We start from the raw sequence: 25,532 nt of genomic DNA, 5'->3' as shown, positions 1-25,532 counted from the left end.
CGGTCATCCAACTCGCACCCCCGCTGATCTGCGGGCAAACCGAATTCGACGAAATCGAAACCATCCTGCGCGGCGTCCTCACCGAAGCCTGGACCCTGCTATGAGCCACCAGGACCTTCCCGGGCTGTACGTCGGCGGCCACTACCGGGACGGCGCAGCGTCCGAACGGTACGAGGTGCTCGATCCGGCCACCGGTGAGGTGATCTCGTCGCGCACCGAGGCCTCGGTCGACGACGTCGACGACGCGGTCGCCACCGCGAAAGCCGCGTACGCGCAATGGTCCACGACGAGCCCGGGCGAGCGTTCCACCGTCCTGACGCGGTGGGCCGCCGAACTCACGGAGATGTCCGACGACCTCGCGTCCACCGAAACCCGGCAGACGGGCAAGCCGATCAAGTTGTCGACCGAGTTCGACGTCCCCGGGTCGATCGACAACGTGTCGTTCTTCGCCGCCGCGGCCCGCAATCTGGAAGGAAAGGCGTCGGGTGAGTACTCACCCGACCACACGTCCAGCATCCGCCGGGAACCCGTCGGGGTGATCGGGTCGATCTCACCGTGGAACTATCCGCTGCAGATGGCGGCGTGGAAGATCCTTCCCGCCGTCGCCGCCGGCAACACCATCGTGCTCAAACCCGCGGAGATCACTCCCCTGACGTCACTGCTGTTCGCCGAGGCGGCGACCCGGGCCGGACTGCCGGACGGCGTCGTCAACGTCATCACCGGCCGCGGCGCGACCACCGGCGCGTCGCTGGTGTCGCACCGGGACGTGAGCATGGTCAGCTTCACCGGATCGACTCCCGTGGGACGGCAGATCGCGGCCGCCGCGGCCGGCAAGCGGCTGCACCTGGAACTGGGCGGGAAGGCCCCGTTCGTCGTGTTCGACGACGCCGACCTCGAGGCGGCGATCAACGGGGCCGTCGCCGGTGCCCTCATCAACTCGGGCCAGGACTGCACCGCGGCCACCCGCGCCTACGTGCAGCGTCCGCTGTTCGACGACTTCGTCGCCGGCGTCGCCTCGCTCATGGACACCGTCCGCCTCGGCGACCCGTCCGATCCCGGCACCGACATGGGTCCGTTGGTGTCGCGGCGGCAGCAGCAGCACGTCGCCGGGTTCGTCGACCGCGCCCGCGACACCGGGGCGAAGATCGTCCGCGGCGGTGCCGTCCCCGGCGGCGACCTCGCGTCCGGCTTCTACTACGAGCCGACGCTCGTCGTGGGCGCCGACCAGTCGAGTGAGATCGTGCAGCGCGAGATCTTCGGCCCCGTCCTCGTCGTCCTGCCGTTCGACAACGATGCGGTCGGCATCGCGCTGGCCAACGACACCGACTTCGGGCTGGCGGCGTCGGCGTGGACGCGGGACCTGTACCGGGCGCAAACCGCCTCCCGCGACATCGCGGCGGGCTGCGTGTGGATCAACGACCACATCCCGATCATCAGCGAAATGCCCCACGGCGGGTACAAGGCGTCCGGTTACGGCAAGGACATGTCGACGTACTCGCTCGACGAGTACACCAACGTCAAGCACGTCATGTCCGACATCACCGGAACCGCGAGGAAGGACTGGCACCGGACGGTGTTCGGCGACCGACACTGAGCCCGATCGCCGGGGCGGCAGCAACTGTGCCGCCCCGGTTCTGCCAAGTCGCGCCGTGCGCGGGGTTACGCTGGCGGGCAGAGCGTTCGCTTCGACGGAGAGGCAGAAACGGTGCATGTAACTCCCTTCGCCTGGATTCTGACGATCGTGGTGATCGTTGCTCTGCTCGGGTTCGACTACTTCTTCCACGTCCGCCACGCGCACATCCCGACGCTGAAGGAAGCGGCGATCTGGTCGTCGATCTACGTCGGACTCGCGCTGCTCTTCGGTGTCGCCGTCCTGATCTTCGGCGGCGTCGACATGGGCACGGAGTACTTCGCCGGCTACGTCACGGAGAAGGCACTGTCCGTCGACAACCTCTTCGTCTTCCTCATCATCATCTCCAGCTTCCGGGTGCCGCGGGAAGACCAGCAGAAAGTGCTGCTGTTCGGCATCGTGTTCTCGATCTTCGCCCGGACGGGGTTCATCTTCCTCGGCGCCGCGCTCATCAACTCGTTCGCGTGGGTGTTCTACTTCTTCGGCCTCATCCTGCTGATCACCGCCGGCAACCTGCTGCGGCCCGAAACCGAGGACTCGCACTCGGCCGACAACTTCATCATCCGCATCGCGAAGAGATTCATGCACACCACCGAGCAGTACGACGGCGACAAGCTGTTCACCGTCGAGAACGGCAAGCGGATGATGACGCCGATGCTGCTGGTGATGGTGGCGATCGGCGGCACCGACCTCCTGTTCGCCCTCGACTCCATCCCCGCGATCTTCGGTCTCACCCAGAACGTCTTCGTCGTCTTCACCGCCACCGTGTTCTCGCTCATGGGTCTGCGGCAGCTGTACTTCCTGCTCGACGGTCTCCTCGACCGCCTCATCTACCTGTCGTACGGACTCGCGGCGATCCTCGCGTTCATCGGGGTCAAGCTGATCCTGCACGCACTGCACGAGAACAACCTGCCGTTCATCAACAGCGGCGAACCGGTAAACGTCATCGAGATCAGCACGTTCGTGTCACTGGGCGTCATCATCGGCATCCTCGTGATCACCGTGATCGCGTCGCTCGCCAGCAAGAAAGGCAGGGCGCAGTCCACCATCGCCGGCGCCCGGCGGCACGCCGTCAACTACCTCGACCTCGACTACACCGCCGACCTCGCCGAGCGCGAACGCATGTACGACCGGTTGATCAACGAGGAAGAACAACTCAAGAAGCTCGACCCGAAATTCAAGAAGATGGTCCGCGAGGAAACCGCACTCCTGGACCTCATCAAACGCGCCCACGGAGAGCACGACGCGTTCCTCAAACAGAACTAGCCGAGCCCGGAACCAGCTGAATACAGTCGAAGCGCCCACCGGATCCGGCGGGCGCTTCTTCGGCTCGTGCCCCATCCCCATGCGGGCACGTGCGGGTCTACCTCCTCCTCATCCTCATGCCGCCGTCCGCCATACCCATGGCGGTGATACCGAGACCCAGCAGACACACGACGATGCCGCAGACCACGTTCGACCAGATCATTCCCGCCGTGGTGGTTACTCCGACGACCAGCCACGGGCTGACGATCATCCACAGTCCGAGCAACGGCGCGACGAACGCCATGCCGTGCGTGCGTGAGTAGGCCGACGTGAAACCGACTGCGAGCAGTGCCACCGCGACACCCGACAGCAAGTTGCACATCGCCAGGCCAGACTGGCTGGCGAACCCGACAATCCACGGCGACGCCGCCATGTAGAGGCCTGCCATGAACATCAGGCCCTCGGTGACCTGCGTCATCGGCTGTTCCGAGACTCGGTCGTAGCGAGCCCGCAACTCGGCGATATCAGGGTGTCTCTCGATCGACATACCTGGTGTCGTCATCACCCACCTCCTTGAAAAAGAGAACCAATCCCTATCGAGGGGGTGCCCCGAACTCGCTACGGCAAACCGGCGATGACCAGGTAATTTTTCCGAATTTCCGCTACCGACCAGTCCCCACGGACGGCGGCGCAACCGACGCCCTTGGGCACGCGTCCAGGGGCGGGCATACTCGACGTGTGTGGTGGATTGCCTGGGTCCTGCTCGCGTGGATAGCACTGTCGGTGCCGCTCGCGATCCTCATCGGGAAAGCGATACGGCAGAAAGACCTGCACGAACTGCCCGCCAAAGAGGACGCGACAAGTAAGAACGACCCTCCCGACCGTACGGTTGCCTGACGCGCCGTGCGCGATCCCGATGCAGCTTGGAAGAATGACGGGATGGCGCTGCCCTTCTATCCACTCGTGTTCATGAACTTCCTGTTCGCGGCGACCACACTGTGCCTTGCACGCCCCTCCAGCCTGACCGCCGGCGCCACCGTCGTCGCCGCGGTGGTCTGGATCTTCGGCAACGGCCCGCTCGAGGGCCAGGTGCTCTGGGAATTCGACGCCACCCACGGCCTCACGGTGTCCGATCTCCTGTCCGTTGCGGCGCTCGCGATCGCCGTATGGACGTTCGCGACCACCGGCGACCGCCCGTGGGTGCGGCGAACCACACGGCGCCGCAGGAAGCTACTTCGTTCCCGGTACTGAGCGGCCGTCTGCGACTGTCGAGCTATCTGCGCCTCAACGCCGATCCGACCACCCGCAGCACGCGAGGTGACGTCATGTGCCAGTGCGCGCTGTCGACGGTGCGGTTCCGGACGGCGCCCGTCACATGCGGCGCCCAACTCGTGGCCGCCGCCGATCCCGTCGGATCGTCGCGACCCGCGGTGAAGAACGCGACGTCGCCACGAAAGACCCCGGGGGTGTGGTGGTCCAGCAACGCGCACGTGTGCGCCGCACTCTCGACAAGCACCTCGATCTGGTCACGGCCGAGTACGGCCATGGGCCCACCCGCCGCGGTGGCCAACAGGTCCACCGCCGATTCGGGTGCCATCTCCGCGACGGCCGCCGGCACGTCGCCCTCGACACCGATTCCCGCAAGCAGGTCGCTCACGCTCAGCGGAGCCTGGGTGTGCGTCGCGTGCGGTTGCTGCGCGTAGCTGTCGAGCATCACAAGGGTCGCCACTTCCTCACCCGCAGCCTGCAGTTGCACCGCGACGGCATGCGCGAGGACGCCGCCGAGCGACCAGCCCAGCAGGTCGTACGGACCGTCGGTCTGGATCCGGCGGATCTCCTGCACGTACCTCGCGGCGAGGTCGTCGATCGACGTCGGCGGCGTGTCCTCGCCCGCGATCGCCGGTGACTGCAGGCCGTAGATCGGCCGATCGGGATCGATCCTCGACGTCAGACCGGTGTAGCACCAGGCAAGTCCCACGATCGGGTGGATGCAGAACAGTGGGCGCCCCTCCCCCGCAGTCCTGATGGGGAACACCACGTCGAGCGCCCCGTCCCGTTCCGGGTCGGCCGAGCTCATGCGGGCGGCGATCGAACTCGGCGTCGGATCCGTCATCACCGTCTGCAGCGACACTGCAATACCCGTGGATGCCTGGAGGGCCTTCACCACTCGCACCGCGGTCAGGGAGTTTCCGCCCAGCTCGAAGAAATTGTCGCCCGTACCCACCCTTTCGACGCCCAGCAGCTCACCGAAGACGGTGGCGACCGCGACCTCGGTATCCGTCACCGGGGCGCGGAAAGCGCGCGGTTCGAAGCGTGGTTTCGGGAGCGCACGCCGGTCGAGTTTGCCGGCCGACGCCAACGGCAGCTCGTCCAGAATCATGATCTGCGACGGCACCATGTACGACGGGAGCCGCTCTCGCGCAGAGGCCGTCACGTCGTGAGTATCGATCTGCAGGCCCTGCTCGGCGACGACGTACCCGACGAGGTGGTCACCGCCCCGTTCGTCGGAGACCAGTGCCACGGCTGCCCGGGACACACCCGCGGCCGCATCCAGCACCGCCTCGACCTCCCGCAGTTCGATTCGCAGACCACGGAGCTTGACCTGGAGATCGGTGCGGCCCAGATACACCAGCTGACCCTCTCGGGCCCATTTCACGCGATCACCGGTGCGGTAGAGGCGGGTTCCGTGCCGCCCGAAGGGGTCGGCCACGAAGCGTTCCGCGGTGAGCGCGCTCCGCCCCACATAACCCCGGGCCAGTTGCTCGCCACCGAGGTAGAGCTCACCGGCAACCCCGACCGGGACCGGACGAAGCCGCGCGTCCAGCACGTACGCCTGGGTGTTCCGCACCGACGCACCGATCGGCACCCGCGCCTCCACGGACTCGCGCAGCTCGAACGCGGTCGTGGTGACCGCCGCCTCGGTGGGACCATACGTATTGTGGAATGCGCCCGGCCGCAGAGCGATCACGTCCTCCGCGAGCTCGGCCGGCATCTCCTCGCCGCCCACATACAGGTGCCGCAGTGAGGACAGTGTCTCCCCCTCCCCGGTCGCGAGGAACGCGGCCAGCACCGACGGCACGAAATGCATCATCGTGATCCGGTGTTCGCGGATCACGTCGGCCAGATAGTCGAGTTCACGATGTCCGCCCGGGCGCGTCACCACCAGCCGCGCACCCACGACCAGGGGCAGGAAGACCTCCCACACGGACACGTCGAAGGTGTACGGCGCCTTGAGCATTCCGCGATCGTCCTCGGTGACCTCGTACTCCTCGGCCAGCCAGCGCAGCTGATTCACGATCGCGGCGTGGCTGACCGTCACGCCCTTGGGTCGGCCTGTGGATCCCGACGTGAACAGAACGTAGGCCGTGTTCTGCGGCCGCAGCGGGCGCACCCGGTCGGCATCGCGGATCGGGTGCGCATCGAACCCGGACAGACCGACGGTGTCGATGTCGACGTGCGCGACGCCGGGCGGCAGGCAGCCGCGGGTCCGCGAGGTGGTGAGCACCAGTTCGGGTGCCGCGGAGTCCAGCACGTCCGCGATACGCCCGGCCGGGTGTTCGGGGTCGATCGGCACATAGCCGCCGCCGGCGCGGAGGACGGCACACATTCCGACGATCATCTCCGTCGACCGTTCGAACACGAGCGCCACGAGAGAGTCCGGGCCCGTTCCCCGCTCGACGAGCAGCCGCGCGAGGCGGTTGACCCGCGCGTCGAGTTCGCCGTACGTCAGCACTTCGCCCTCGAACGCGACGGCGACCGCGCCCGGGGTGCGGACCACCTGGGCATCGAGGAGATCCACCAGAGTCGCCGTGTCCGACGCCACGTCCGTCGCATTCCACGTCTTCAGCATCCGGGCCGTCTCGTCGTCCGTCAGCAGCGACACGTCGCAGACCTGTTGCCCCGGTTGCGTTGCGAACGCCTCGACGACGCGGATCAAACTCCGCGCGAACCGTTCCGCCGTCTCGGAGTCGAACAGTTCGGTGGAGTACGTGAGGCTCCCGGCGATGCCGGCAGGGGCACCGTTCGCGTCGTAGTTGTCCGAGAGCGAGAAGTCGAGGTCGAACTTGGTGACGTGCGTGTCGATCTCGAGCGGCGCGAGGGTCAGACCCGGCAGTTCCAGTACCGCCGGCGCCTGGTTCTGGAACGCGAGCATGACCTGAAAGAGGGGCGAATATGATTGCGAACGAACCGGATTCAGAATCTCGACCAGACGCTCGAACGGCACGTCCGCGTGCGCCATCGCATCCAGATCGGTCTTACGAACCTGTTCCAGCACGTCGAGGAGGGAGGCGCCGGGATCGATCTCCGTCCGCAGCACCAGTGTGTTGACGAACATGCCGACCACGTCGTCGAGCACCCGCTCACCGCGGCCCGCGACCGGTGTGCCGATCACGATGTCCGAGGTTCCCGTCACCCGCGCCAGCAACACCGACAGAGCGGCGTGTACCACCATGAACAGTGTCGTATTGTGCTGCTGCGCAATCTCGCCGAGACGGCGATGGGTGTCGGCGTCGATGGCCACCGGCGCGGCGGCACCCCGATGGGTCCGCACCGCCGGGCGGGGGCGATCGGTCGGTAGTTCGAGGACGTCGGGGATCCCCGCGAGCGCGCCTGTCCAGTAGTCGAACTGGGTCGCCGCCACAGAGTCCGGGTCGTGTTCGTCGCCCAGCACCTCCCGCTGCCACAGCGCGAAGTCGGCGTACTGAACCTCGAGTGGCGCCCACCCGGGGATTTCCCCCCGCGACCGCGCCAGATACGCCGTCGCCACGTCCCGGCCCAGCGGTGCCATCGAGACGCCGTCCGCGCTGATGTGGTGCACCACGACGACCACGATCAGTTCGTGTTCGCTGACCTGCAGAAGTCGCGCTCGGATCGGGACCGAGGCCGAGACGTCGAATCCCCGGGCGAGGACGGAAAGCACGTGAGCGTCCACGACGTCCGCCGTGACGGTCATCGGGGACAGGTCCAGTTCGATGCGTTCTGCGGGCAGCACGACCTGCACCGGTTCGCCGTCGTGTTCCGGGAACACGGTCCGCAGCGATTCGTGCCGTTCCAACACGTCGCGCAGAGCCTGCTGCAGGGCGGGCACGTGCAGGTCTCCGGTCACCCGAACGGCCAGCGGGATGTTGTACGCCGGGGACGCCGGGTCGAAGCGGCTCAGGAACCACATCCGCTGCTGCGCGGGCGACAGGGGAACGTGTTCCGGACGGGGCCGCTGCGACAGGACCGGACGGTTGCCCGTGCCGAGCAGCGTAGACACCTGCTCGGCCAGCGCTTCCACCGTCGGTGCCTCGAAGAGCATCCGGACCGGCACGTGCGCGTTCAACGCCTCACCCAATCGGGCGGCCGCCTGCGTCGCGATCAGCGAGTTGCCGCCCAGCGCGAAGAATTCGTCGTCGAGTCCGACCTGCTCCACGGCGAGAACCTCGGCGAACACGGCGCCGACGGTCTCCTGCACCGCCGACTCGGGTGCCCGGAAGACCCGCGACTCGAGTACCGGCGCCGGCAGCGCCTTCACGTCGATCTTGCCCGACGGGTTCAGGGGAAATGCGTCGAGCACCACGATTGTGGACGGCACCAGGTACGACGGCAAGACGTCTTCGAGTCTCTTGCGCAACAACTCCACATCGAGGGAACCGCGGGGCACGACGTACGACACCAGCGCGTCGGCTCCTGCCGCGTTGGGCCGGGCCACCGTGATCGCACCGTCGACTTCGGCGACGCGGCTGATCACCGCGTCGACCTCCCCCGGTTCGATGCGGACACCACGAATCTTCACCTGGCGGTCCACTCGCGCGATGAACTGCAGATTGCCGTCGGCGCGGCGATGCACCAGGTCGCCGGTGCGGTACATGCGGACGCCGCCTGCTGCCGCAACGAAACGCACCGCCGACCGCCCGGGGTCGCCGACGTAGCCGCGGGCCAGCCCGGAACCGGACAGGTACAGTTCGCCGATCGCACCGACGGGAACCGGGCGCAGCCGGTCGTCGAGGACTCGGCCGGTGGTGCCGGAAATCGGCCCGCCGATGGTCACGTGGCCGTCGACCGTGGCAAGGGTGGCCACGACGGTCGACTCCGTCGGCCCGTAGGCGTTGAGCATCCGCCGGCCATCGCTCCACGCCGCGGCGAGATCCGGATGCAGTGCCTCCCCGCCGACCGCGACGACTTCGATGTGCTCGAGCCCGTCCAGGCTCAGCGACGACAGCACCGCCGGCGTCGAAAGGTAATGGCTCACCCGGTGTTCCACGAGCACCCGCTGCAGATCCGGTCCCGCATACACCTCGGCGGGGGCGACCACCAGGCAGGCACCGGAACCGAACGCGAGCAGCGCCTCCAGGAGTGCGGCGTCGAACGTGGGGTTGTAGGCGTGGAGCACCCGCGAGTCCGGCGCGACCCGGTACCGGCGCACCGCTTCCCCGGTCAGCGAGGACACCCCGCGGTGCGGCACCATCACCCCCTTGGGCGTGCCGGTGGAACCCGACGTGTAGATGACGTACGCCACCTCGTCCGGATGCACCGGAACACGCACCGGCGGAACCCCGTTCAGGTAGTCGCCCGCGGTGACCGGCAGCCATGTGATCCGGGAACCGCCCACCGACATCGCCCCGACGCCGATGCACACGTCGGCCTCGGTCAGCACCCGTTCCAGACGTTCCGCCGGATGCGTCGGATCCACCGGGACGAAGGCGGCACCGGTCTTGGTGATGGCCCACAGCGCGATCATGAAGTCCACCGACCGCGGCAGGGCGAGCGCGATCACGCGGCCCGGGCGCGCACCCGCGTCGATCAGGACACGCGCGAGCGAATCGGAGCGTGCGTCGAGGTCACGGTAGGTGAGGGTCACGGTGCCGTCGGAGAGCGCCTGCGCGTCCGGGAAGTCGCGGGCGGTGCCGGTGAGAATGTCGGACAGCGTTCGCGGTGTCGACGGTTCGCCGCCGTCGAGGGCTGCGCCGGCAGCGAGGCCGATGCTGCCCACTTCGATCGCGGGACGGTCGGTGCCCGCGGCCAGGACATCCACGAACAACTCGGCCAGCGACCGGACGGTGGCGGCGTCGAACAGCGAAGGCGTGTAGGTGACCACACCATCCACTCCGGCGGGATCGTGATCCGACCAGCGCTCCGAGTACGTGAACGCCAGATCGAACGGCGTCGGAACGGTGCCGTTCTCGGACGTCGGCGTGAGCGCGAGCGACACCTGCGGTCGCTCGCCACCGAGCAGGTCGGCGAGTGCCTCGAACGGCACGTCCGCGTGCTGGAACGCCGCAACGTCGAAGCCCCGGACCTGCTCGAGGACCTCGAGGAACGACATGGCGGGGGTGACGCGGGTCCGCAACGCCACCGTGTTCGACCGGTCTCCCGTCAGCCCCGCCTCGCCGCCGATCACGATGTCCCGGTGAACACCGATGCGGGCGAGAAGGATTGCGAGAGTAGCCCGCAGCACCGTGAACAGCGTCACGCCCTGTTCGCGCGCCAGCCGTGCGGCGGCCTCGTGGCGATCGGAGTCGATCGAGAACTCGTGCACGCAGTCCGACGGAGACGCAATTCCCCCGACCATCCGGTCCGTCGGCACCGGCGACGACGAACCGACGCCGCGCAGCGCCCGCTGCCACCGTGCGAGGCTGCTGTCGCCGGACGAGCGGGGCAGCCGCTCCAATCGTCCGTCGACGTACCGCCCCCGGTCCCCGGTGCGGTACATCCGCACTCCCGCGGCGTCCCCCGCACCCGTCGGCACGAACGGGTCGGCCACGAACCGTCCGGCGGTACTCGGGGGCCGACGGTGAAATCCCCGGGCCACCTGCTGGCCTCCCACATACAGTTCCCCGACCGTCCCGGGCGGGACCGGTCGCAACGCCCTGTCCAGCACGTAGACCCGGGACCCGGCGTCGAGGTAGGTGGGTTGCGCGGGCCCGCGCTCGCCGCGGTGGGGCCCCACCGTTCCACCCTCGACGAGTGGCGCCCACAGATCGGCAACGACGCCGTCGCCGTCGTTGCCCGACCGCACCCGCGCCAGGACATTCGCGTGGGTCACCGCGACCGGTTCCGAGCCCACGGGGCAGAGCACGTAGGCGACCCGGTCCGGGTGGATCGACCCCGGTTCCAGTGCCGTGACGTCGAGTGCGCCGTCGCCGCCGAACTCGACATCGTCCAGCAGGACAGTCGGGTAGCCGCCGTGCGGAATCGCGTCGGCGTCCGCGCGACTGATCAGCACCAGAGTGGGCACCACGTCGGCCAGCAGGTACCGAATGCGTTCGGTCGGGTGGTCGGGGCTCAGGGGCAGGCAGGTCGCGCCCGACCGCAGCACGGCAATGTGGGCGACCACGCAGTCGACCGGATTCGACAGTCCGACAGCGACGATGCTCGAATCTCCGATCCCGGAGCCGTTCAATGCCCGCGCCAGAACGGCGGATCGGCGGTCGGCCTCGGCATAGGAGACCGCCTCCCCACCGCAGGTGACGGCGACGGCGTGCGGGCTGTCGGCAACGCGCCGACGGAAGACCTCGGACAGCGACGCGACGTCGTGCGCGGAATCCTCCGTTCCCCCGACTGCCAGGGCCCGCTCTTCCGGTGTCAGCAGGTCGATCGCGCTGAGCGCGACGCCAGGGTTCTCGGCGACCACCACGAGGAGTCGGTGTAGCCGCCGGGCCCACTGCTCCACCGTCCGCCGCTCGAAACGGTGCGCTGCGTAACGCAACACCCCCTCGAACCGGTCGCCGTCGAGTCGGCCACGCAGCGTCACCACCAGATCCAGGCCGTCGAACTCCCGTTCCGTCTCCGCGTCCATCGACAGCATCACCTGGAAGAGCGGGTGACGGCCGGTCGGAAGATCCTGCCCGGCAATGTCGACCACGTGCGCGAACGGCACCTCGCCGTGCGCTCGGGCGGCCTGCTCGACGCGGTGCGTCTCCAGCAGGAACTCTTCGAACGTCAGTTGCGGATCGAGTCTGCTGCGCAGCACCAGCGGCTCGCAGTCGTCGCCGCCGGTGTGGCCGTCCGAGAGGACCGCTCCGATGGCGAGGTCGTCCGAACCGCTCACGACGGACAGCAACACCGCGACAACGGCGTGGACGATCGTGAACGGTGAGACCGCCTGGTCGGCCGCCAGTTCGTGCACCCGCCGGCACAGGACGGGCTCCACGGCGAACGGAACCAGGCCGCTGAGCACCCCGGCATCGTCCGAGACTTCACCGGCTTCCGGCAGCGACAACGGCGTCCGACACTCGAGTTGCCTTTTCCAGTAACGTAACTCGCGGTCGTACGGCGCCGGAATAGGCAACGCGGATCGATCGACCTTGCCGCTCGGCGTGAGCGGCACGGCATCGAGGACGGTGACCGTCGACGGCACCATGTACGCCGGCAGTCGCTCGGCCACCCCGGCGAGCACGTCGTCGGGGTCCAGGCCGGTGCCGTGAACATAGCCGTCCACAGCCAACTCGCCGTTCCGGTCGTGGGCCACCGCGATCGCCGTGTCGACTCCCGGATGCCGGCCGAGAACCGCAGTGATCTCGCCCAATTCGACACGGAATCCGCGGATCTTCACCTGATCGTCGGCACGGTCGACGAATTCCAACTCGTGGTTCTTCGACCACCGCACGAGATCGCCGGTCCGATACATGCGCTGCAGGTCGGTCGTGAACGGGTTCGCGACGAAACGTGTCGCGCTCGCACCCGGCCGCTCCAGGTAACCACGACCCACCCCCGGACCGGACAGATACAGCTCGCCCACCACCCCTGCCGGCACAGGCTGCAGGAAGCGGTCCAGCACGACTGCCGACACTCCCTCGATCGGTCGCCCGATCGTGGGGCGGGAACCGGGGACCAGCGGCTCGGTGGCCGTGGCCCACACGGTGACCTCCGTCGGCCCGTACAGGTTCAGGACCGTGCGGTCGACGCCCCACCGCGCCGCCAGTTCCGGCGGGCAGACCTCACCTGCTACGGCGAGTACCTTGAGGTCGGGCAATCCGGCCGGGTCCATCTGTGCCGGGATGGCCGGTGTCGTGGTCCAGTGGGTGATTCGCTCACGGCGCAGCAGGTCGGCCATGGCCTTTCCTCCGCGCACCGGCGGCGGCGCGATCACCAACGTGGCGCCCGCGGTAACCGCGACCAGCAGTTCGTGTATCGAGGCGTCGTAGGAGGGCGACGCGCACATCAGCACCCGCGACCGGGAATCCGCCGCGTAGAGGCGCCGCACTGCGGCTGCGTGATTCGCAAGTCCTCGGTGCGGCATCGTGATTCCGCGCGGTGCCTCCACCGAGCCGGACGTGTAGATGACGTAGGCGGCGTTGTCCAGCCTGATGGGATGTGCCAATTCCGCATCGGCGACCGGGGTGCCGTCCCCCGGGGCGTCGGCGACGTCCACCCAGCGGGCACCCGTGGGCACCACCCCCGGATCGATGGCGACGGCGATGGTGACGCCGGATTCGTCGATCATGTGCGCGATGCGTTCGGCGGGGTAGTCCGGGTCCACCGGGACGAACGCCGCACCACACCGTGCGACGGCCCACACCGCCACCACCTGTTCGATCGAGCGCGGCAGCATCAGCGCAACGCGGTTGCCGACGCCGACCCCTTGTGCGAGCAGTCTGCGCGCGAGCCGATTCGATCGCTCGTGCAGAGCGCGGTAGGTCATCTCGACGTCGCCGCAGCGGACCGCGACCGTGCCGGAATCGGCTGTCAGGTCCAGCAAGTCCGGAAGGGTGAGCGGGTCCGCCGACGCAGGGCCGTCGAGCGGGATCAGCGCGTCGAGTTCGTCCTGGACGAGCAGCGGCAGGCTACCCACGGCCGCGTCGGCGTCCGCGCCCACGAATCCACCCAGGTAGTCGAGGAATCTCGCGTGGTGGCCGGCGAGTTCTTCTCGCTCGTACACGGCGGGGTTGCCCTCGAAGTCCACGCGGACGTTCTGCCCGGCCGCACCGGGATAGATCGCCACCGCGAGGTCGTCGACCGGACCGGCCGTGAGAACGTTCAATTCGCCGAGTACGTCACCCCACCACGTCTCGGTGTGAAACATCATGATGTTAACCATCGGCCCGAAGCCGCGGCCGACGCGCGACGTCGACCGCATGTCGTGGAGTATGTCTTCGTAGCGGAAACGCTGGTGCCGCAGCGCACCGGTGAGTTCCAGTTGGACACGACGCACCAGGTCGTGTGTGGTCCCGCGTGGATCCACCTCGATCCGGAGTGGAACGATGTTGGCCACGCTGCCACCCGAACGGCGCGCGCCCGCGGTGGTGCGGGCCGACACCGGAAGACTCAGCACGACATCCGAATTGCCCGTCATCCGCGCGAGGTATGCCGCGAACGCCGCGACCACGATCGGCACCTCGAACGAATTCCACTCCTGCGCCAGCGCTTTCAGATCGCCGACGACGACCGGGTCCATCACCTCGCTGGCGAGCAATGACACAGCCGACGGGGCGCTGTCCCGGTCGGTCAATCGGGACGGCTCGGGCAGGTCCTTCGTTCGTTCGGACCAGTACTCGCGGTCGATCTCGAAGCGGCGGGACCGCGGGTACGCATCTTCGGATTCGTACAGCTCCCGCAGCGGCACGGCCTTCGACACGGGAGCCTCCGTGCGATCCACCGCATGCGTGTACAGCTCGGCCACCCGGTTCATCAGCACCATGGCGCCGTAGCCGTCGAGGATCAGATGGTGCGCGAACGTGGTGAGGAAGTAGTGGTCGCCGCCGACGTGCAGCAGGGTCGCGGAGATCAGGCGATCCCGGTACACCGACATGGGCCTGCGGCGGCGCTCGTCCATCCACCGGTGTGCCTGGGCCACCGGGTCTTCGTGGGACCGCAAGTCGATGTACGCGAGTTCGTCGTCGATCGTCTCGTCCGCCAACTGGTACGGCTCACCCGCGTGGTCGACGATCCGCACCCCGGGTGACTCGATGTCGAACGAGCCCTGCTCGGACGCCCATTTCAACGCGCCGACATCCACCGGACCACGGAGCTCGACGTACTGCGCGACGAGTATGGGAACGTTCGGGTCCAACTGCTGCGCGAACCACAACCCCTTTTGGGCATGCGAGAGCGGGAAGGCACGCGAATCGAGTTCACCTGCAGCCTTACGCGGGAACCCCGAGCCCACTATCCGTCCCCCCGATCTACCACTTGCCGAACGGCCCGAACGCGGGCCGTATGCGTATAGGTGTTGCAGCGGAAATCGTTACCGTGACCCTACTCGCAGTCCCAGCACGTTCGCAGCGCTCACGTGGCGGTTACCGGCAGCATTCCCGCGCGTACTCGCAATACTGCATCCAACCACCTCCGAACAGGAACGTGAAAGCACATACCCTTACTCTTTGATGATCGGAACAGACACGGACAGAGGAGAATACGGCGTGCCGCAGGTCCACGAACTTCACCGGAAACGGGCGGCGGCAGCGGAAACTGCCGTCATGACACGATGAGCCGCCGTCCTGGGCAGCCCTCCCGAGACCGACAGTTCAGCTACGCGACCAGAAACCTCATCCTCGATAGCTAGGAGCAGAGTCGAATGGACGCGAAGTCGCCCAACAACTCCCACAGCGACGGTTCGACACCCGCTGAGGCACCGAAGGAACCGCGCCGCTCGACCGTGCGACGGCGGGTACTGATCGGTGTGGGCGTTGCCGCCGTCGCCGTCGTCGCATGGTTCGGGTTCTCTGCCTGGCAGGTCCAGCACAACCTCACCGGTGCGAGGGACAACGCGCAGCTCGCCAAGAATTCACTGCTCGACGGCAACACCGAGGGTGCCCAGCGGGCGGCGGCCGAAGCCCGGGAACGGGCCGCAGATGCCCGGGACAACCTGCATTCGGTCCCCTGGAGTTCCCTGGCGGCCGTCCCCGGGCTCGGAGCACCGTTCGAGTCGGCGCAGCAGATGTCCGATGTCGTGGTCGGGCTCACTCGTGACGTCCTCACTCCCGCGGTCGACGTCGGCGTCGCGTTGTCACCCAGGGATCTGATCGGCGAGGGCGGCAGCGTGCAACTCCAACCGTTGCGCGACGCCGCCCCGGCGTTGCAGGAAACGTCGACCGCAGCGCGGAACCTGGCCACCCAAGCGCACGGCATTCGCGGTGCCGGATACCTCGGACTGGTGGACGATGCGCGAACCGAACTGCAGAATCAGACCGACGACGTGGCGAAACTCCTGGAGAACACGACGATCGGCGCCAAAGTCCTTCCGGCGATGCTCGGCCTCGACGGACCTCGGAGCTACTTCCTCGCCTTTCAGACCAACGCGGAGGCACGCGGCACCGGCGGACTCGTCGGCGGCTACAGCGTCATCCGGGCCAGCGACGGAAAACTGGGCATCGAGAAGCTCGGCAAGAACACCGAAGTATCCTACGACAAGCAACCTCTCGATCTCGGCCCCGACTACAACAGCATGTACGGCAACTACAACCCCTCGGTCGACATCCGCAACAGCAACCTGAGCTCCCACTTCCCGTACGCAGGCAAGATCTGGCAATCGATGTGGGCGCAGGAGTCGGGCGAACAGGTAGACGGAGCAATCGCCACCGATCCTGTGGCACTGAGCTACATACTGTCCGCCGTCGGCCCGGTCACCCTGCCCGACGGCGAAGTCGTCGACGCCGGTAACGTCGTCGAACTCACCGAATCCACCGCCTACACCCGGTTCATCACCAACGAGGCCAACTACACCGAAGACAACGCCGAACGCAAGGAATACCTGCAGACCATCGCCGGCAAAGTCGTCGAGAAGATGACCGGCAAGATCGAATCACCTCAGCGACTGCTCGACGCGGTCGGTCGAGCCGCCGGGGAGCGCCGCATCGCCGTGTGGAGTTCCCACCCGGAAGAGCAGGCAATTCTCGCCGACACCACGCTGGGATACACGGTGCCCGAAGACCCCGCCCCCTACGCCGGCGTCGTGATCAACAACAACGGCGGAAACAAGCTGGACTACTACCTCGACCGCGAGATCGACTACACCGCCGCCGACTGCACGGGCGACACCCGCACGTCCGCAGTCACCGTGCGTCTGACCAACAACACCCCGGACACCAATTTTCCGCGCATCGTCGCAGGCACGTTCAAGGACAAGCCCCTGCCGTACGGCACCAACCTCGCCATGGTCTCGCTACTGTCGACCAACGGCGCGACCCTGACGAAAGCAAGCATCGACGGCAAGCAGTCGTTCGCCATTCAGGGTAATGAACTGGGCCACCCAGTCTTCACGGTGCCCGTCACCATCCCGAAGGGCGCAACCGTCGAACTGCGATACGAACTGAACGAGCCCACCACACCGGGTGAGGCACGGGTGCCGATCCAGCCGCTCGTCGACGATCCGAAAGTGACCGTCAATGCACCCGCGTGCGGCGGATGATCCCTCCGCTCGTGTCATGCACCAGCCGCGCACCAATCGAAGGAAAGCAATGAGCGAGCCGCAGGTTTCCGTGGTGATAGTGACCTACAACAGCGAGGCCGTCATCGGCGACTGCGTTCGCCCACTGTCCGGACGGGACGGAATCGAACTCATCGTGCTGGACAACGCATCCACGGATCGCACGCTGACAGTTCTCGCCGAGGAGGTGCCGGACGCCGTCGTAATTCGGAGCGAGGAGAACGTGGGGTTCGCCCGGGGAGTCAACCGTGCAGCACGCGATGCACGGGGACGAGCGATACTGCTGCTCAATCCCGATGCACGCATCTCCCCTCGAGACGTACTCGCGCTGGCGGCCATCTTCGACGAGTCGCCAGAGGCCGGGATCGTCGCACCCACGCTCAGTCAACCGGCCGGACGCCTCCAGATCCGCGAAGGCGGAATGAGACCCAACGTGGTCAGCGTGTTCAACCACTTCTCGGGCCTGTCGCGACTGTCGCACAGACATCCTCGGTTCGAAGGCCTGTATCTCCTCCATACCCACGATTTCGCAACGCGAGAGCTGGATTGGGTGTCCGGAGCATGCATGATGGTCCGCAAGCAGACATGGGACGAATTGGGCGGACTCACCGAAAGATGGTTCATGTATGCGGAGGACCTGGAGTTCTGTCTTCGCGCACGGCAACACGGCATGCGGATCATCATGAGTGCCGAGCAGTCGGGAACCCACGTCGTCGGAGGCAGTACAGGCCCCCACACGTCGACACGACCGAATCCTGCATGGGTGATCAATCTCTACGATCTGTACAAGTGGAAAATGGCGCGGAACCGTGTACAGAGCGTGGTGTGGAAGGCTTCCGTCGCCGCGGGCCTACTGTCGAGATCGGCGGCGTTCTACGTGAAATCGCTCGGCGCACCGGAACGATCGGTGCTGTGGCGGTCCGAGTCGCACAAGTTCCTCTGGTACACCCGTTCACTTCTCGCGCAATCCAGCAGAATCGACGAGGCCGCGGCATGACCCCTCCCAATCCGCGAATCCTCGTGCTCTGGGCCGATCGGGACTCGACGAATCTCGGCCTTCGCGCTCTGGCAGAGGGAACGGAGTCGATAGTCGAACGGAGGTGGCCGAACGCCGAATTGACATTCCACACTCAGGACAGCGACGATACCCCGCTCAGCAAGCGGAGCGTGCTCCGGGACATCTTCCGCTCACGCGGACCGATCAAGCGGGAACTCTCGCGATACGACGCGATTCTGGATACCGGCGCCGGCGACAGCTTCACGGACATCTACGGGCTTCGACGCCTCATCCTGATGGCTTATGTGCAGCGCGTCGCCGCACGGTTGCGAGTGCCGACCATTCTCATGCCCCAGACGATCGGCCCCTTCGACAGCAGGCTCGGTCGGATGATCGCGACGAGATCCCTCCAACGGGCCACCAGCGTGTTCGCCCGCGATCCTGTCAGTCTCGAGTATGCGAAACAGCTGGGACGGCAGTCGACGTCCGAGTCGACGGACCTGGTGTTCGCGCTGCCGCGTGCAGATCACGCCGGCGGTGTCGAGCGGGACGTGGTGATCAACGTCTCCGGGCTTCTCTGGCACGAAAACCCGCACGTCGACTACGAAAGCTATCGTCGATCCGTCACAGCGCTGATCGATGGGCTGCTCCAACGCGATCGCAGAGTCAGCCTCCTGGCACACGTCCTCGATTCGGCTGTGACAGACAACGATGTACCGGCAGTCCGAGAACTCGGCAGGCACTTCGGAGACTCGGTCGAGCTCCTCGTTCCGGACTCCCTGACATCGGTTCGCGGCATTCTCGCCACGGCCGACGTGGTCGTCGGTGCGCGCATGCACGCGTGCCTCAACTCCCTGTCCGTGGGTACGCCGGCGATTCCCTGGGCGTACTCGCGCAAGTTCGCACCGCTGATGAATGCGCTGGGGTGGAACCTGCACGTCGATCTGAGAACGACTGCGGATCCGGCTCGCGACACCCTCACGCTCATCGACTCGACGGACTTCACCGTGGCACGCAACCGGGTGCTGCAACTCCTTGTCGGGACCGATTCGAGGATGGACGAGCTCGGCGCCACCCTCGGTGACACAGTCATCCGTCAGACATGATCGATGTGGCCCTTGGTCACGACGGTGAAGGCTTGACGGAGGTCACCGGTGTGAAACAGCAACGATGTGGCAGTCAGTCGGAGAGCACGCACGCTCGCGACGGTCGTCAACAGCCAGCCCGCAACAGACGCCAGCGCCGCCCCCGAGCCGCCCAGAGCAGGTCCCAGAACGAACATCGATGCGACACTCAGGCCCAGCCCGGCAAGCTGCGCGGAGGTCATGAGGACACCTTTGTCCTGCGCCACAAGCATCTGGGATGCAACGTAGTTCACGGTGAGAAAGACTGATCCGCACAGACAGATCAGAGTGATCGATACCGAACCCCGGAAGCCCTCACCGAAGATGAGTGGAATGAGCACGGGCGTCGCGCATGCCAACACTGCGACAGGCACGACAGCGGTCAGGGCGGTGATTCGAATCGACAACGCCGACAGGCGCATGTTCGCCTCCCCTGCCGAGGCAGCGGCATCCCGGAACATTACGGACGCAATCGTGTGCCCCAGGGTCATCGGCAAGCTCGCAACTGTTATGGCGATGGCAAACAATCCCGCATCGTGAGCCCCGATCGCGACCACCGCGATGATCTGAGGAAGCGTATTCGCCGCCGTCTCCGCGGCTTGGCTCCCGGAGAAGGCAATGCTTTCTCGCGCCAGTGGACGAAGGCGGGATCTCGGTCCACGCGGCGATATACGCGTGAGGTACACCCCCATGAGGGTGGACAGAAGTGTGCTCGCAGCCGCACAGACGAGTACCCACGGCAGCGTCAGGCTTCCGAGAATCCATCCGAGGGCGACTCCGAATGTGAGCGCAACTGGTTGCGTCGATTGCAGGAGCGCGATAGCGCCGTATCGCCTGCCTCCGATCAACACACTCTGAAAGCACAGTGTTGCGATGAATCCGACGGAACAACCCATCCCGAGGACGAACGCCCTGGCACTGTCGGGATCGAGTTCGTTGACGACATACCGCTCGATCAGGAAGCCGACCGCCACTGCCACGGGTACCAGGAACGGCAGAACCACGTATACGGCACGCAGCGTCGCTTCCGGAGCGCCTGTCGACGCACGCCGACGCACGGCAAGAGGCAACCCCATCCCCAGAACTACCGGCGCGAGAATCATGGCGGCGAAGCAGGCGGAATAGAGTCCCCGCCCTGCGGGTCCCAACTCTCGCGCGATCACCGGAGCAGTGATCAGCGGGGAAAGCTGGACGATCAGCCGCGTCACCGCGATGATGCTCGGCGACTGGACTGCCGCCGAGATCTTCGTCCGCGCATCGCTACCGGCTACCATCGCCGGGCCCGTCGAAACGTTCCGGCCGTGGCACGCAGGGTTCTGACCGGCGATCGCAACGACAGCCGCCACAGGCGGAAGCCGCGATACCGGGGCGTCGGGTGTCCCGCCAGCCTGCTTCCCGCCAGACGTCCCAGCAGGGTGGCGCGCCGAACCACCTGGAACGGTTGCACAGCCGCAACATCGTCCGGGTCGACGGCGCGGACCGAGATCACGCCTTCCTGAGCGGCGCGCCGGATGACCTCCTCTCCTCGCCTTGTCCTCGCGATCAGAACGCTGAGCCCATCCTGATCGGTGAAGTCGGGGTAGCCCTTGGCGTCCGCTCGCCAGAAGTCACCGGCAGAGATATCCGCGCTTTCGCCGACGCCGTCCGGACACAGCTTGCAACGCTGCTGGACCGCCGGCCCGAGATGCTTCCCCCACGAGTCGTCATAGGTCGTCCGAACCGAGTTGCCGCGTACATCCTCCGCGTAGAAGTCGCCTGGCCAGCCATGCCCCCGATAACGCACCGCCGCCAACTCGGCGTCCTCGTCCACGCCGAGTCCGCGGATCAGGGAGTCGGTCGCGTGCTGACTGGGTACACCCGCGCAGAAGAAGGAAAGCAGTAGCGGAGGCTGTTGATCGCGGGACTTCGCAAGCGCCCTCAGCGCAGCTATCTCGCAGGGCTTCCCGACGACGGCTGACCCTGGATTGTCGATGTCGGCCACCGCCGCATTCGCGGTGGGTGCATACCGGGAACCGGCGGCCCGGACGACATCCGATCTCGTCCGAACCGCGCTCGATTCGGTCCTCTCGGGACCCGATTCCGAGGCGGCAGCGACAACGACACTGTCGATCTGCCCGGTGGCGAGCAACCATTCGTTGAGAGCCGTGAGGGTGCCGCCACTGCTTCCCTTGAATCGGATGTCCTCGTCAAGGGCGTAAGCCTCCCAGATCGACACGATCGGGCCCAGGAAATCGTGACGGGTGGCATCTACTGGGCGCTGTGCCGTCACGGAAATACCGGGACACGACCTGCGGAACTCCACCAAGGCCGTCGGGTCGGTTTCCGAAGACTCGGACGAGCTCACCCGGGGACGGATGAATCCGTCGTCTACCAGTGCCAGGGCAACGTCCTTGTCGAGCAGCGCACATGCCCCACAACCGGAACAGTTTCCGCATTGCACAACCTCCGCGATCTCGACGTGCAGGAGGTTCCGGTGCATGAGTCAGAGGCCCTTCATCGCAGGGGATGCTGCCGCGGAGCTGTCGTCGTGCCCGCATGCCGCGGAATCCCCGGCGACGTTCGTCCCCTCGTCCGCGCCCGTCAGCGGGCGGATCAGCGACGCCATGATGATCCAGGTGACGCTGAACCAGAACATACTGGTCATCGTTGCCGCCGCGGCAAACGTCACCACCACCGCGTAGGCAATCGGTCTTCTCTGCCACGGCACGTGGCGCAACATCGTGACGACGAGCCCCACCAACAACAGCAAACCGACGATGCCCACGTCGTAGAGTATTTGCACTGGAAGCATGATGATGTGCCCGGAAACTCCGGGCGAGCCCGGCTGGTCGTGACGCAGACTGAATGTGTTGGTGCCGTTGCCCAGCCAAAGGTGCACTCCGTGCATGTCTTCGGCGGCAGCCTTCGCTACCTCGATCCTGAAACCGATGTTTCCACCCTGAAAGTCGATGTCACCCAACTTCCCCGACGGCTCGAGTGCATCCGCAGTGGAGGACGGCGCCGTCGCTGCAGGTTCCGCCCGCCCGACACCCTCACCGAAGGCGGGAAGGAAGGTTGCGGTGCCGTAGCCAACAGCAATCCCCACGATCACGAGCACCGGGCCGAACCACAGCCCTGTGCGTGGCTCATCGTTCTGATACGAACGCACCACTTCGTACGCGAGGTAGACGATCAGACCTACGACCAGGCAGAAGACGGCCGTGCGCGTCTGTGAACCGATCACTCCCAGGGGCACCGCGACGGCAGCGGCGAGCATCCAGATTCGGTTGCGCCCCTTTCGCGCCACGAGGAGAAGAGTCCACAGCACCAGGATCGCCGCATAGATGTTGGCTTCCTGCGACGTCATGCGCGCGACGTAGAGCTGGTACATCCCGTCGAAATCCGTACCGGGTGTGAAGCCGCCATGCGACACGTTGGCGACGATGAACGCGGCGAAACCTGCCAGTCCCCATGGAACGACCCACCGTATGCCGGTGTTCTCGGCCCATATCGCGCGCGTGCCGAGCGAGATGAGTCCCGCGAGCAGCAGGAGATCGATGACCAGCCAGACAAGGATCGATACACTCTTCCCGAGGCTCGGCGAGAACATCAGCGTGGCGAAGAAATTCCACGCGATGAACGCACCGAAGACGAGCACCACCGGATGTGTCAGGGCGCGGAAGAGGTCGGTCCTGGACCGTGCCCACGCAGTCAGCCACCCGACGAGGAGCAGCGGGACCACCTGCTCGACGCGGACGTTGTAACCGGCTATCGCCACACCGTAATGGCCGAGGAAGGAGGAGACGACGACAGCGACCACCAGCGCGAGGGTCACCAACTCGTGCCTGTCGCGCTCGTGGACGAGAGTGCGCCAACCGGCGACACGTCGAGGTTCAGTGGACTGCGCAATCATCAATCAAGGTCCTTGGAGATTTGTCGAACAACTCAACGAGGATCAGCCGATCGCCGCGAGGAGAGACTCTTCGTAACGTTGGCAGACATCTTCCCAGGTGTAGTAGTCGTACGCCCGTTGAAGTGCTCGATCTCGCATCACCTGCTGGCCCGCCGAGTCGGCGATGACGTCCATCACCGTGGTGACGATCTCCGAGGGTTCCGCCGCGACAAATCTTCCTGCGTCACCGAGTACCTCGCGGTTGTACACGGTGTCCCGGGCGACGATGGGTGCTTGGCACGCCATGGCCTGAACCAACGCCGGGTTCGTTCCACCCACACTGTGACCGTGAAAGTAGGCTCCGGCGTTCTGCCATAGTGAGAACAGTTTTCGGTCGTCGCTGACGTGGCCCATCCACGTGATCCGTTCGTTTCGATGGGCCAGGGCGCGCACCTGCTCATCCAACTCGCCGCCGTACCCAGATGATCCGACGATGACGACGTCGCGATCGCGACTCAGGACCTCCGCGGCTTCGAAGAACTCGACCACGGTGTTCTCCGGCACGAACCGTGCCACCATCAGTACGTACTTCTTCGGAGTCAGTCCCTCGACGGGAGGAAGCGGAGCAACGAAGTCGCCTCCGTACGGGATGAAATCGCCCTCACGGTGGAAGTCGTTTTCCCACCGACGCTTGATTTCCAGGGAATCGACGACCAAGCGCGTCGCGTAACGCGCCGTGAGGGAGGCGCCCGTGCGAAACACCTTCCTGGCGCCCTTACCCCACTTTGCGCGCTCCCATTCGATCCCGTCCACGTTGACGACAGTGGGAATTCCCCGCGACTTCAGCGCAGGTAGCCAGAACCCGTTCGCCACGTTCAAGACAAGGGCAACGTCGGGCTTCTTCACCGCCGCGTCCAGGCATGACGTCAGCCCGTAGGACAGCGTGCTGAGAGAGCGCGATTCGAACCCGATCGTGTTGCGGACAACGACTCTCCGGTCGCGAGCCGGGTCGGCAGGGACCGTGGCGCCCGGGCGTGAATAGACGGTGACGTCCCACCCTTTCTCCACAAGGCACGGGGCGAGACGCCGGATCAGGGTTTCAAAGCCACCATAGTAGCTCGGATAGCCCCTCGTACCGATGATTGCAACCGAACGGCGCACTGACGTCATTGAAACTCCTGCTCTTCCTGTCGAAACCACACTGCTTACAAACAAGCGGTCGGGATTACGTGCTGTCGGCGAGTTCCGCGATGGCAGTCCTGATGGTTTCCACGGTGAAGTCCCAGTCCCCCGTTATTCGACATTCCGCTCCCGGCAGCGTGGTATGTCCCCGCTCACGCCTGGCTGGGGCCAACAACTCGGTGATCGCGTTCGAGATCGCCGAGACGTCGTTCGGATCGACATACGCTGCAGCTTCGCCGAGATTCTCCCGGAAGACCGGTATGTCGCTCGCGAGAACTGGCGCGCCGAAGTACGCCGCCTCCACCGGCGGCAGCCCGTATCCCTCACCGAGGGAGAGGAAACAGAAGAGCGCGCAGTTCTCGTACAGCCACCGCAACTCGTCATCCGGCGCGAACTCGACGAACATGACTGCACCGGTGGCCACCCCCGACCTGACCACACCGGACTCCGAGAAACGGCCCGATCTCTGACCGACGACGACGAGGGGAAAGCGCTCTGAGATTGCACCTGATTCGATCGCGGCGGCGATGGTGTTCTCCAGATTCTTGCGAACATTCAGTCGGCCCACGGTCAGCAGGAACGCGTGGGGCTTCAATCCGAACCGTGGCTTTCGCGCAGGAGCGGTCAGAAGTGTTGTCGACAGCCCCAGGCCCGTCACAGCCACCTCCGACGAGAGGGAGTTGTGCGCGACCACGCGCTTCGCCTCGTGTTGCGTAGTGGTCATGACGAGGCCGGTGCGTTTCGCGAGGATCGGTATCGCCGAGAGGTAAAGCCGCTCGATCTTCGTGAACCACTCGGGGTTGCTCTGGAAGAGAACGTCATGAACGAGAACCGCAGCGCTCGAGGTCGGTGCACCGAAATTCTGCAGAAAGATGGCGTCGAAATCGCGCCCCGACTTGAGGTAGAGGGGAAGCTCGATCGCGTTGATTGCCGGATGCCGTCTCATTCGCGTCGAAATACGCTCGACTCCCGCAGGCAACTCGGCATCGGAGTCGCTCCACTTGGACGGAATCGCAAGGACAAGTTCGTCGTCGGGAAACGCCGACCGCCATCCGCCGACGATCTCCCGCAACACGAGCCGGTTCGAATACGGGCCGTCGACCCACCAGTACGCGTCGACCAGTATTCGCATT

14 protein-coding genes are annotated in these 25,532 nt (G+C 66.0%); 7 read left to right on the top strand and 7 right to left on the bottom strand.

The genetic code is table 11. The features are described 5' to 3' along the window. Nucleotides 1-100: 100 nt before the first annotated feature. Together P3H15_RS28040 and P3H15_RS28035 are read left to right on the top strand one after the other, a co-directional pair. Nucleotides 101-1,594 carry a gamma-aminobutyraldehyde dehydrogenase gene (locus P3H15_RS28040; RefSeq protein ID WP_276140224.1) on the top strand — a complete coding sequence of 498 codons (1,494 nt, stop codon included), beginning with the start codon at nucleotides 101-103 and terminating at the stop codon, nucleotides 1,592-1,594. 111 nt (nucleotides 1,595-1,705) lie between these two features. Then, nucleotides 1,706-2,896 carry a TerC family protein gene (locus P3H15_RS28035; protein ID WP_276140223.1) on the top strand — a complete coding sequence of 397 codons (1,191 nt, stop codon included), beginning with the start codon at nucleotides 1,706-1,708 and terminating at the stop codon, nucleotides 2,894-2,896. A gap of 97 nt (nucleotides 2,897-2,993) precedes the next feature. On the opposite strand, the gene P3H15_RS28030 is transcribed toward P3H15_RS28035, so the two are convergent. Further along, entirely contained in the window at nucleotides 2,994-3,437 is a 444-nt protein-coding gene (locus P3H15_RS28030) for an SPW repeat protein (RefSeq protein ID WP_025432050.1), read from the bottom strand. 176 nt (nucleotides 3,438-3,613) lie between these two features. On the opposite strand from P3H15_RS28030, the gene P3H15_RS28025 reads away from it, so the two are divergent. Both P3H15_RS28025 and P3H15_RS28020 read left to right on the top strand, forming a co-directional pair. After that, nucleotides 3,614-3,772 (top strand): hypothetical protein, encoded by a 159-nt coding sequence (locus P3H15_RS28025; RefSeq protein WP_167372168.1) that lies wholly within the window; start codon nucleotides 3,614-3,616, stop codon nucleotides 3,770-3,772. 42 nt (nucleotides 3,773-3,814) lie between these two features. Continuing rightward, nucleotides 3,815-4,126: a hypothetical protein gene (locus tag P3H15_RS28020; RefSeq protein WP_276140222.1), complete on the top strand. Its 312-nt coding sequence runs from the start codon at nucleotides 3,815-3,817 to the stop codon at nucleotides 4,124-4,126. A gap of 22 nt (nucleotides 4,127-4,148) precedes the next feature. On the opposite strand, the gene P3H15_RS28015 is transcribed toward P3H15_RS28020, so the two are convergent. Further along, nucleotides 4,149-14,966: an amino acid adenylation domain-containing protein gene (locus P3H15_RS28015; protein ID WP_276140221.1), complete on the bottom strand. Its 10,818-nt coding sequence runs from the start codon at nucleotides 14,964-14,966 to the stop codon at nucleotides 4,149-4,151. Nucleotides 14,967-15,374: 408 nt separating this feature from the next. Here P3H15_RS28015 and P3H15_RS28010 point away from each other — a divergent pair, with 408 nt between their 5' ends. Genes P3H15_RS28010 through P3H15_RS28000 form a run of 3 tightly spaced genes read left to right on the top strand, consistent with a single transcriptional unit; the run spans nucleotide 15,375 to nucleotide 19,328 of the window. Next, the gene (locus P3H15_RS28010; RefSeq protein WP_276140220.1) at nucleotides 15,375-17,207 is read left to right on the top strand and encodes a DUF4012 domain-containing protein; all 1,833 of its coding nucleotides are present in this window, start codon (nucleotides 15,375-15,377) and stop codon (nucleotides 17,205-17,207) included. A 49-nt stretch (nucleotides 17,208-17,256) separates the two neighbouring features. Beyond that, nucleotides 17,257-18,222, top strand: a complete 966-nt coding sequence (locus tag P3H15_RS28005; RefSeq protein ID WP_276140219.1) for a glycosyltransferase family 2 protein — start codon at nucleotides 17,257-17,259, stop codon at nucleotides 18,220-18,222. After that, nucleotides 18,219-19,328, top strand: coding sequence for a polysaccharide pyruvyl transferase family protein (locus tag P3H15_RS28000; RefSeq protein ID WP_276140218.1), 1,110 nt, complete (start codon nucleotides 18,219-18,221; stop codon nucleotides 19,326-19,328). The genes P3H15_RS28005 and P3H15_RS28000 overlap by 4 nt, the downstream gene beginning before the upstream one ends. On the opposite strand, the gene P3H15_RS27995 is transcribed toward P3H15_RS28000, so the two are convergent. The 5 genes from P3H15_RS27995 to P3H15_RS27975 all read right to left on the bottom strand — a co-directional run bounded on the left by P3H15_RS27995 (nucleotide 19,319) and on the right by P3H15_RS27975 (nucleotide 25,531). Beyond that, on the bottom strand, nucleotides 19,319-20,620 hold the full coding sequence (locus tag P3H15_RS27995; protein ID WP_276140217.1) for a lipopolysaccharide biosynthesis protein: 1,302 nt from the start codon (nucleotides 20,618-20,620) through the stop codon (nucleotides 19,319-19,321). The two genes, P3H15_RS28000 and P3H15_RS27995, sit on opposite strands and share 10 nt — an antisense overlap. After that, nucleotides 20,614-21,615: a Coenzyme F420 hydrogenase/dehydrogenase, beta subunit C-terminal domain gene (locus P3H15_RS27990; RefSeq protein WP_276140216.1), complete on the bottom strand. Its 1,002-nt coding sequence runs from the start codon at nucleotides 21,613-21,615 to the stop codon at nucleotides 20,614-20,616. Before P3H15_RS27990 ends, P3H15_RS27995 begins: the two co-directional genes overlap by 7 nt. 213 nt (nucleotides 21,616-21,828) lie before the next feature. Further along, a complete protein-coding gene (locus P3H15_RS27985) occupies nucleotides 21,829-22,983 on the bottom strand; it encodes an O-antigen ligase family protein (RefSeq protein ID WP_276140215.1) in 1,155 nt (384 codons plus the stop codon). Between the two features lie 297 nt (nucleotides 22,984-23,280). Then, nucleotides 23,281-24,387 carry a DUF1972 domain-containing protein gene (locus tag P3H15_RS27980; RefSeq protein ID WP_276140214.1) on the bottom strand — a complete coding sequence of 369 codons (1,107 nt, stop codon included), beginning with the start codon at nucleotides 24,385-24,387 and terminating at the stop codon, nucleotides 23,281-23,283. Between the two features lie 55 nt (nucleotides 24,388-24,442). Next, nucleotides 24,443-25,531, bottom strand: coding sequence for a glycosyltransferase family 1 protein (locus P3H15_RS27975; protein ID WP_276140213.1), 1,089 nt, complete (start codon nucleotides 25,529-25,531; stop codon nucleotides 24,443-24,445). Nucleotide 25,532: the final 1 nt, after the last annotated feature.

Source organism: Rhodococcus sp. T2V (assembly GCF_029269925.1).
Classification (GTDB): Bacteria; Actinomycetota; Actinomycetes; order Mycobacteriales; family Mycobacteriaceae; genus Rhodococcus_F; species Rhodococcus_F koreensis.
Note: the sequence above shows the minus strand (reverse complement) of the source record. Positions and strands in the feature narration are given on the sequence as shown.

What these genes read in the sequence shown, in the direction of transcription:
- P3H15_RS27975 (WP_276140213.1), bottom strand. Translation starts at nt 25,531, where the DNA reads ATGCGAATACTGGTCGACGCGTACTGGTGGGTCGACGGCCCGTATTCG.
- P3H15_RS28010 (WP_276140220.1), top strand. Translation starts at nt 15,375, where the DNA reads ATGGACGCGAAGTCGCCCAACAACTCCCACAGCGACGGTTCGACACCC.
- P3H15_RS28030 (WP_025432050.1), bottom strand. Translation starts at nt 3,437, where the DNA reads ATGACGACACCAGGTATGTCGATCGAGAGACACCCTGATATCGCCGAG.
- P3H15_RS27980 (WP_276140214.1), bottom strand. Translation starts at nt 24,387, where the DNA reads ATGACGTCAGTGCGCCGTTCGGTTGCAATCATCGGTACGAGGGGCTAT.
- P3H15_RS28040 (WP_276140224.1), top strand. Translation starts at nt 101, where the DNA reads ATGAGCCACCAGGACCTTCCCGGGCTGTACGTCGGCGGCCACTACCGG.
- P3H15_RS28005 (WP_276140219.1), top strand. Translation starts at nt 17,257, where the DNA reads ATGAGCGAGCCGCAGGTTTCCGTGGTGATAGTGACCTACAACAGCGAG.
- P3H15_RS28020 (WP_276140222.1), top strand. Translation starts at nt 3,815, where the DNA reads ATGGCGCTGCCCTTCTATCCACTCGTGTTCATGAACTTCCTGTTCGCG.
- P3H15_RS27995 (WP_276140217.1), bottom strand. Translation starts at nt 20,620, where the DNA reads ATGGTAGCCGGTAGCGATGCGCGGACGAAGATCTCGGCGGCAGTCCAG.
- P3H15_RS28000 (WP_276140218.1), top strand. Translation starts at nt 18,219, where the DNA reads ATGACCCCTCCCAATCCGCGAATCCTCGTGCTCTGGGCCGATCGGGAC.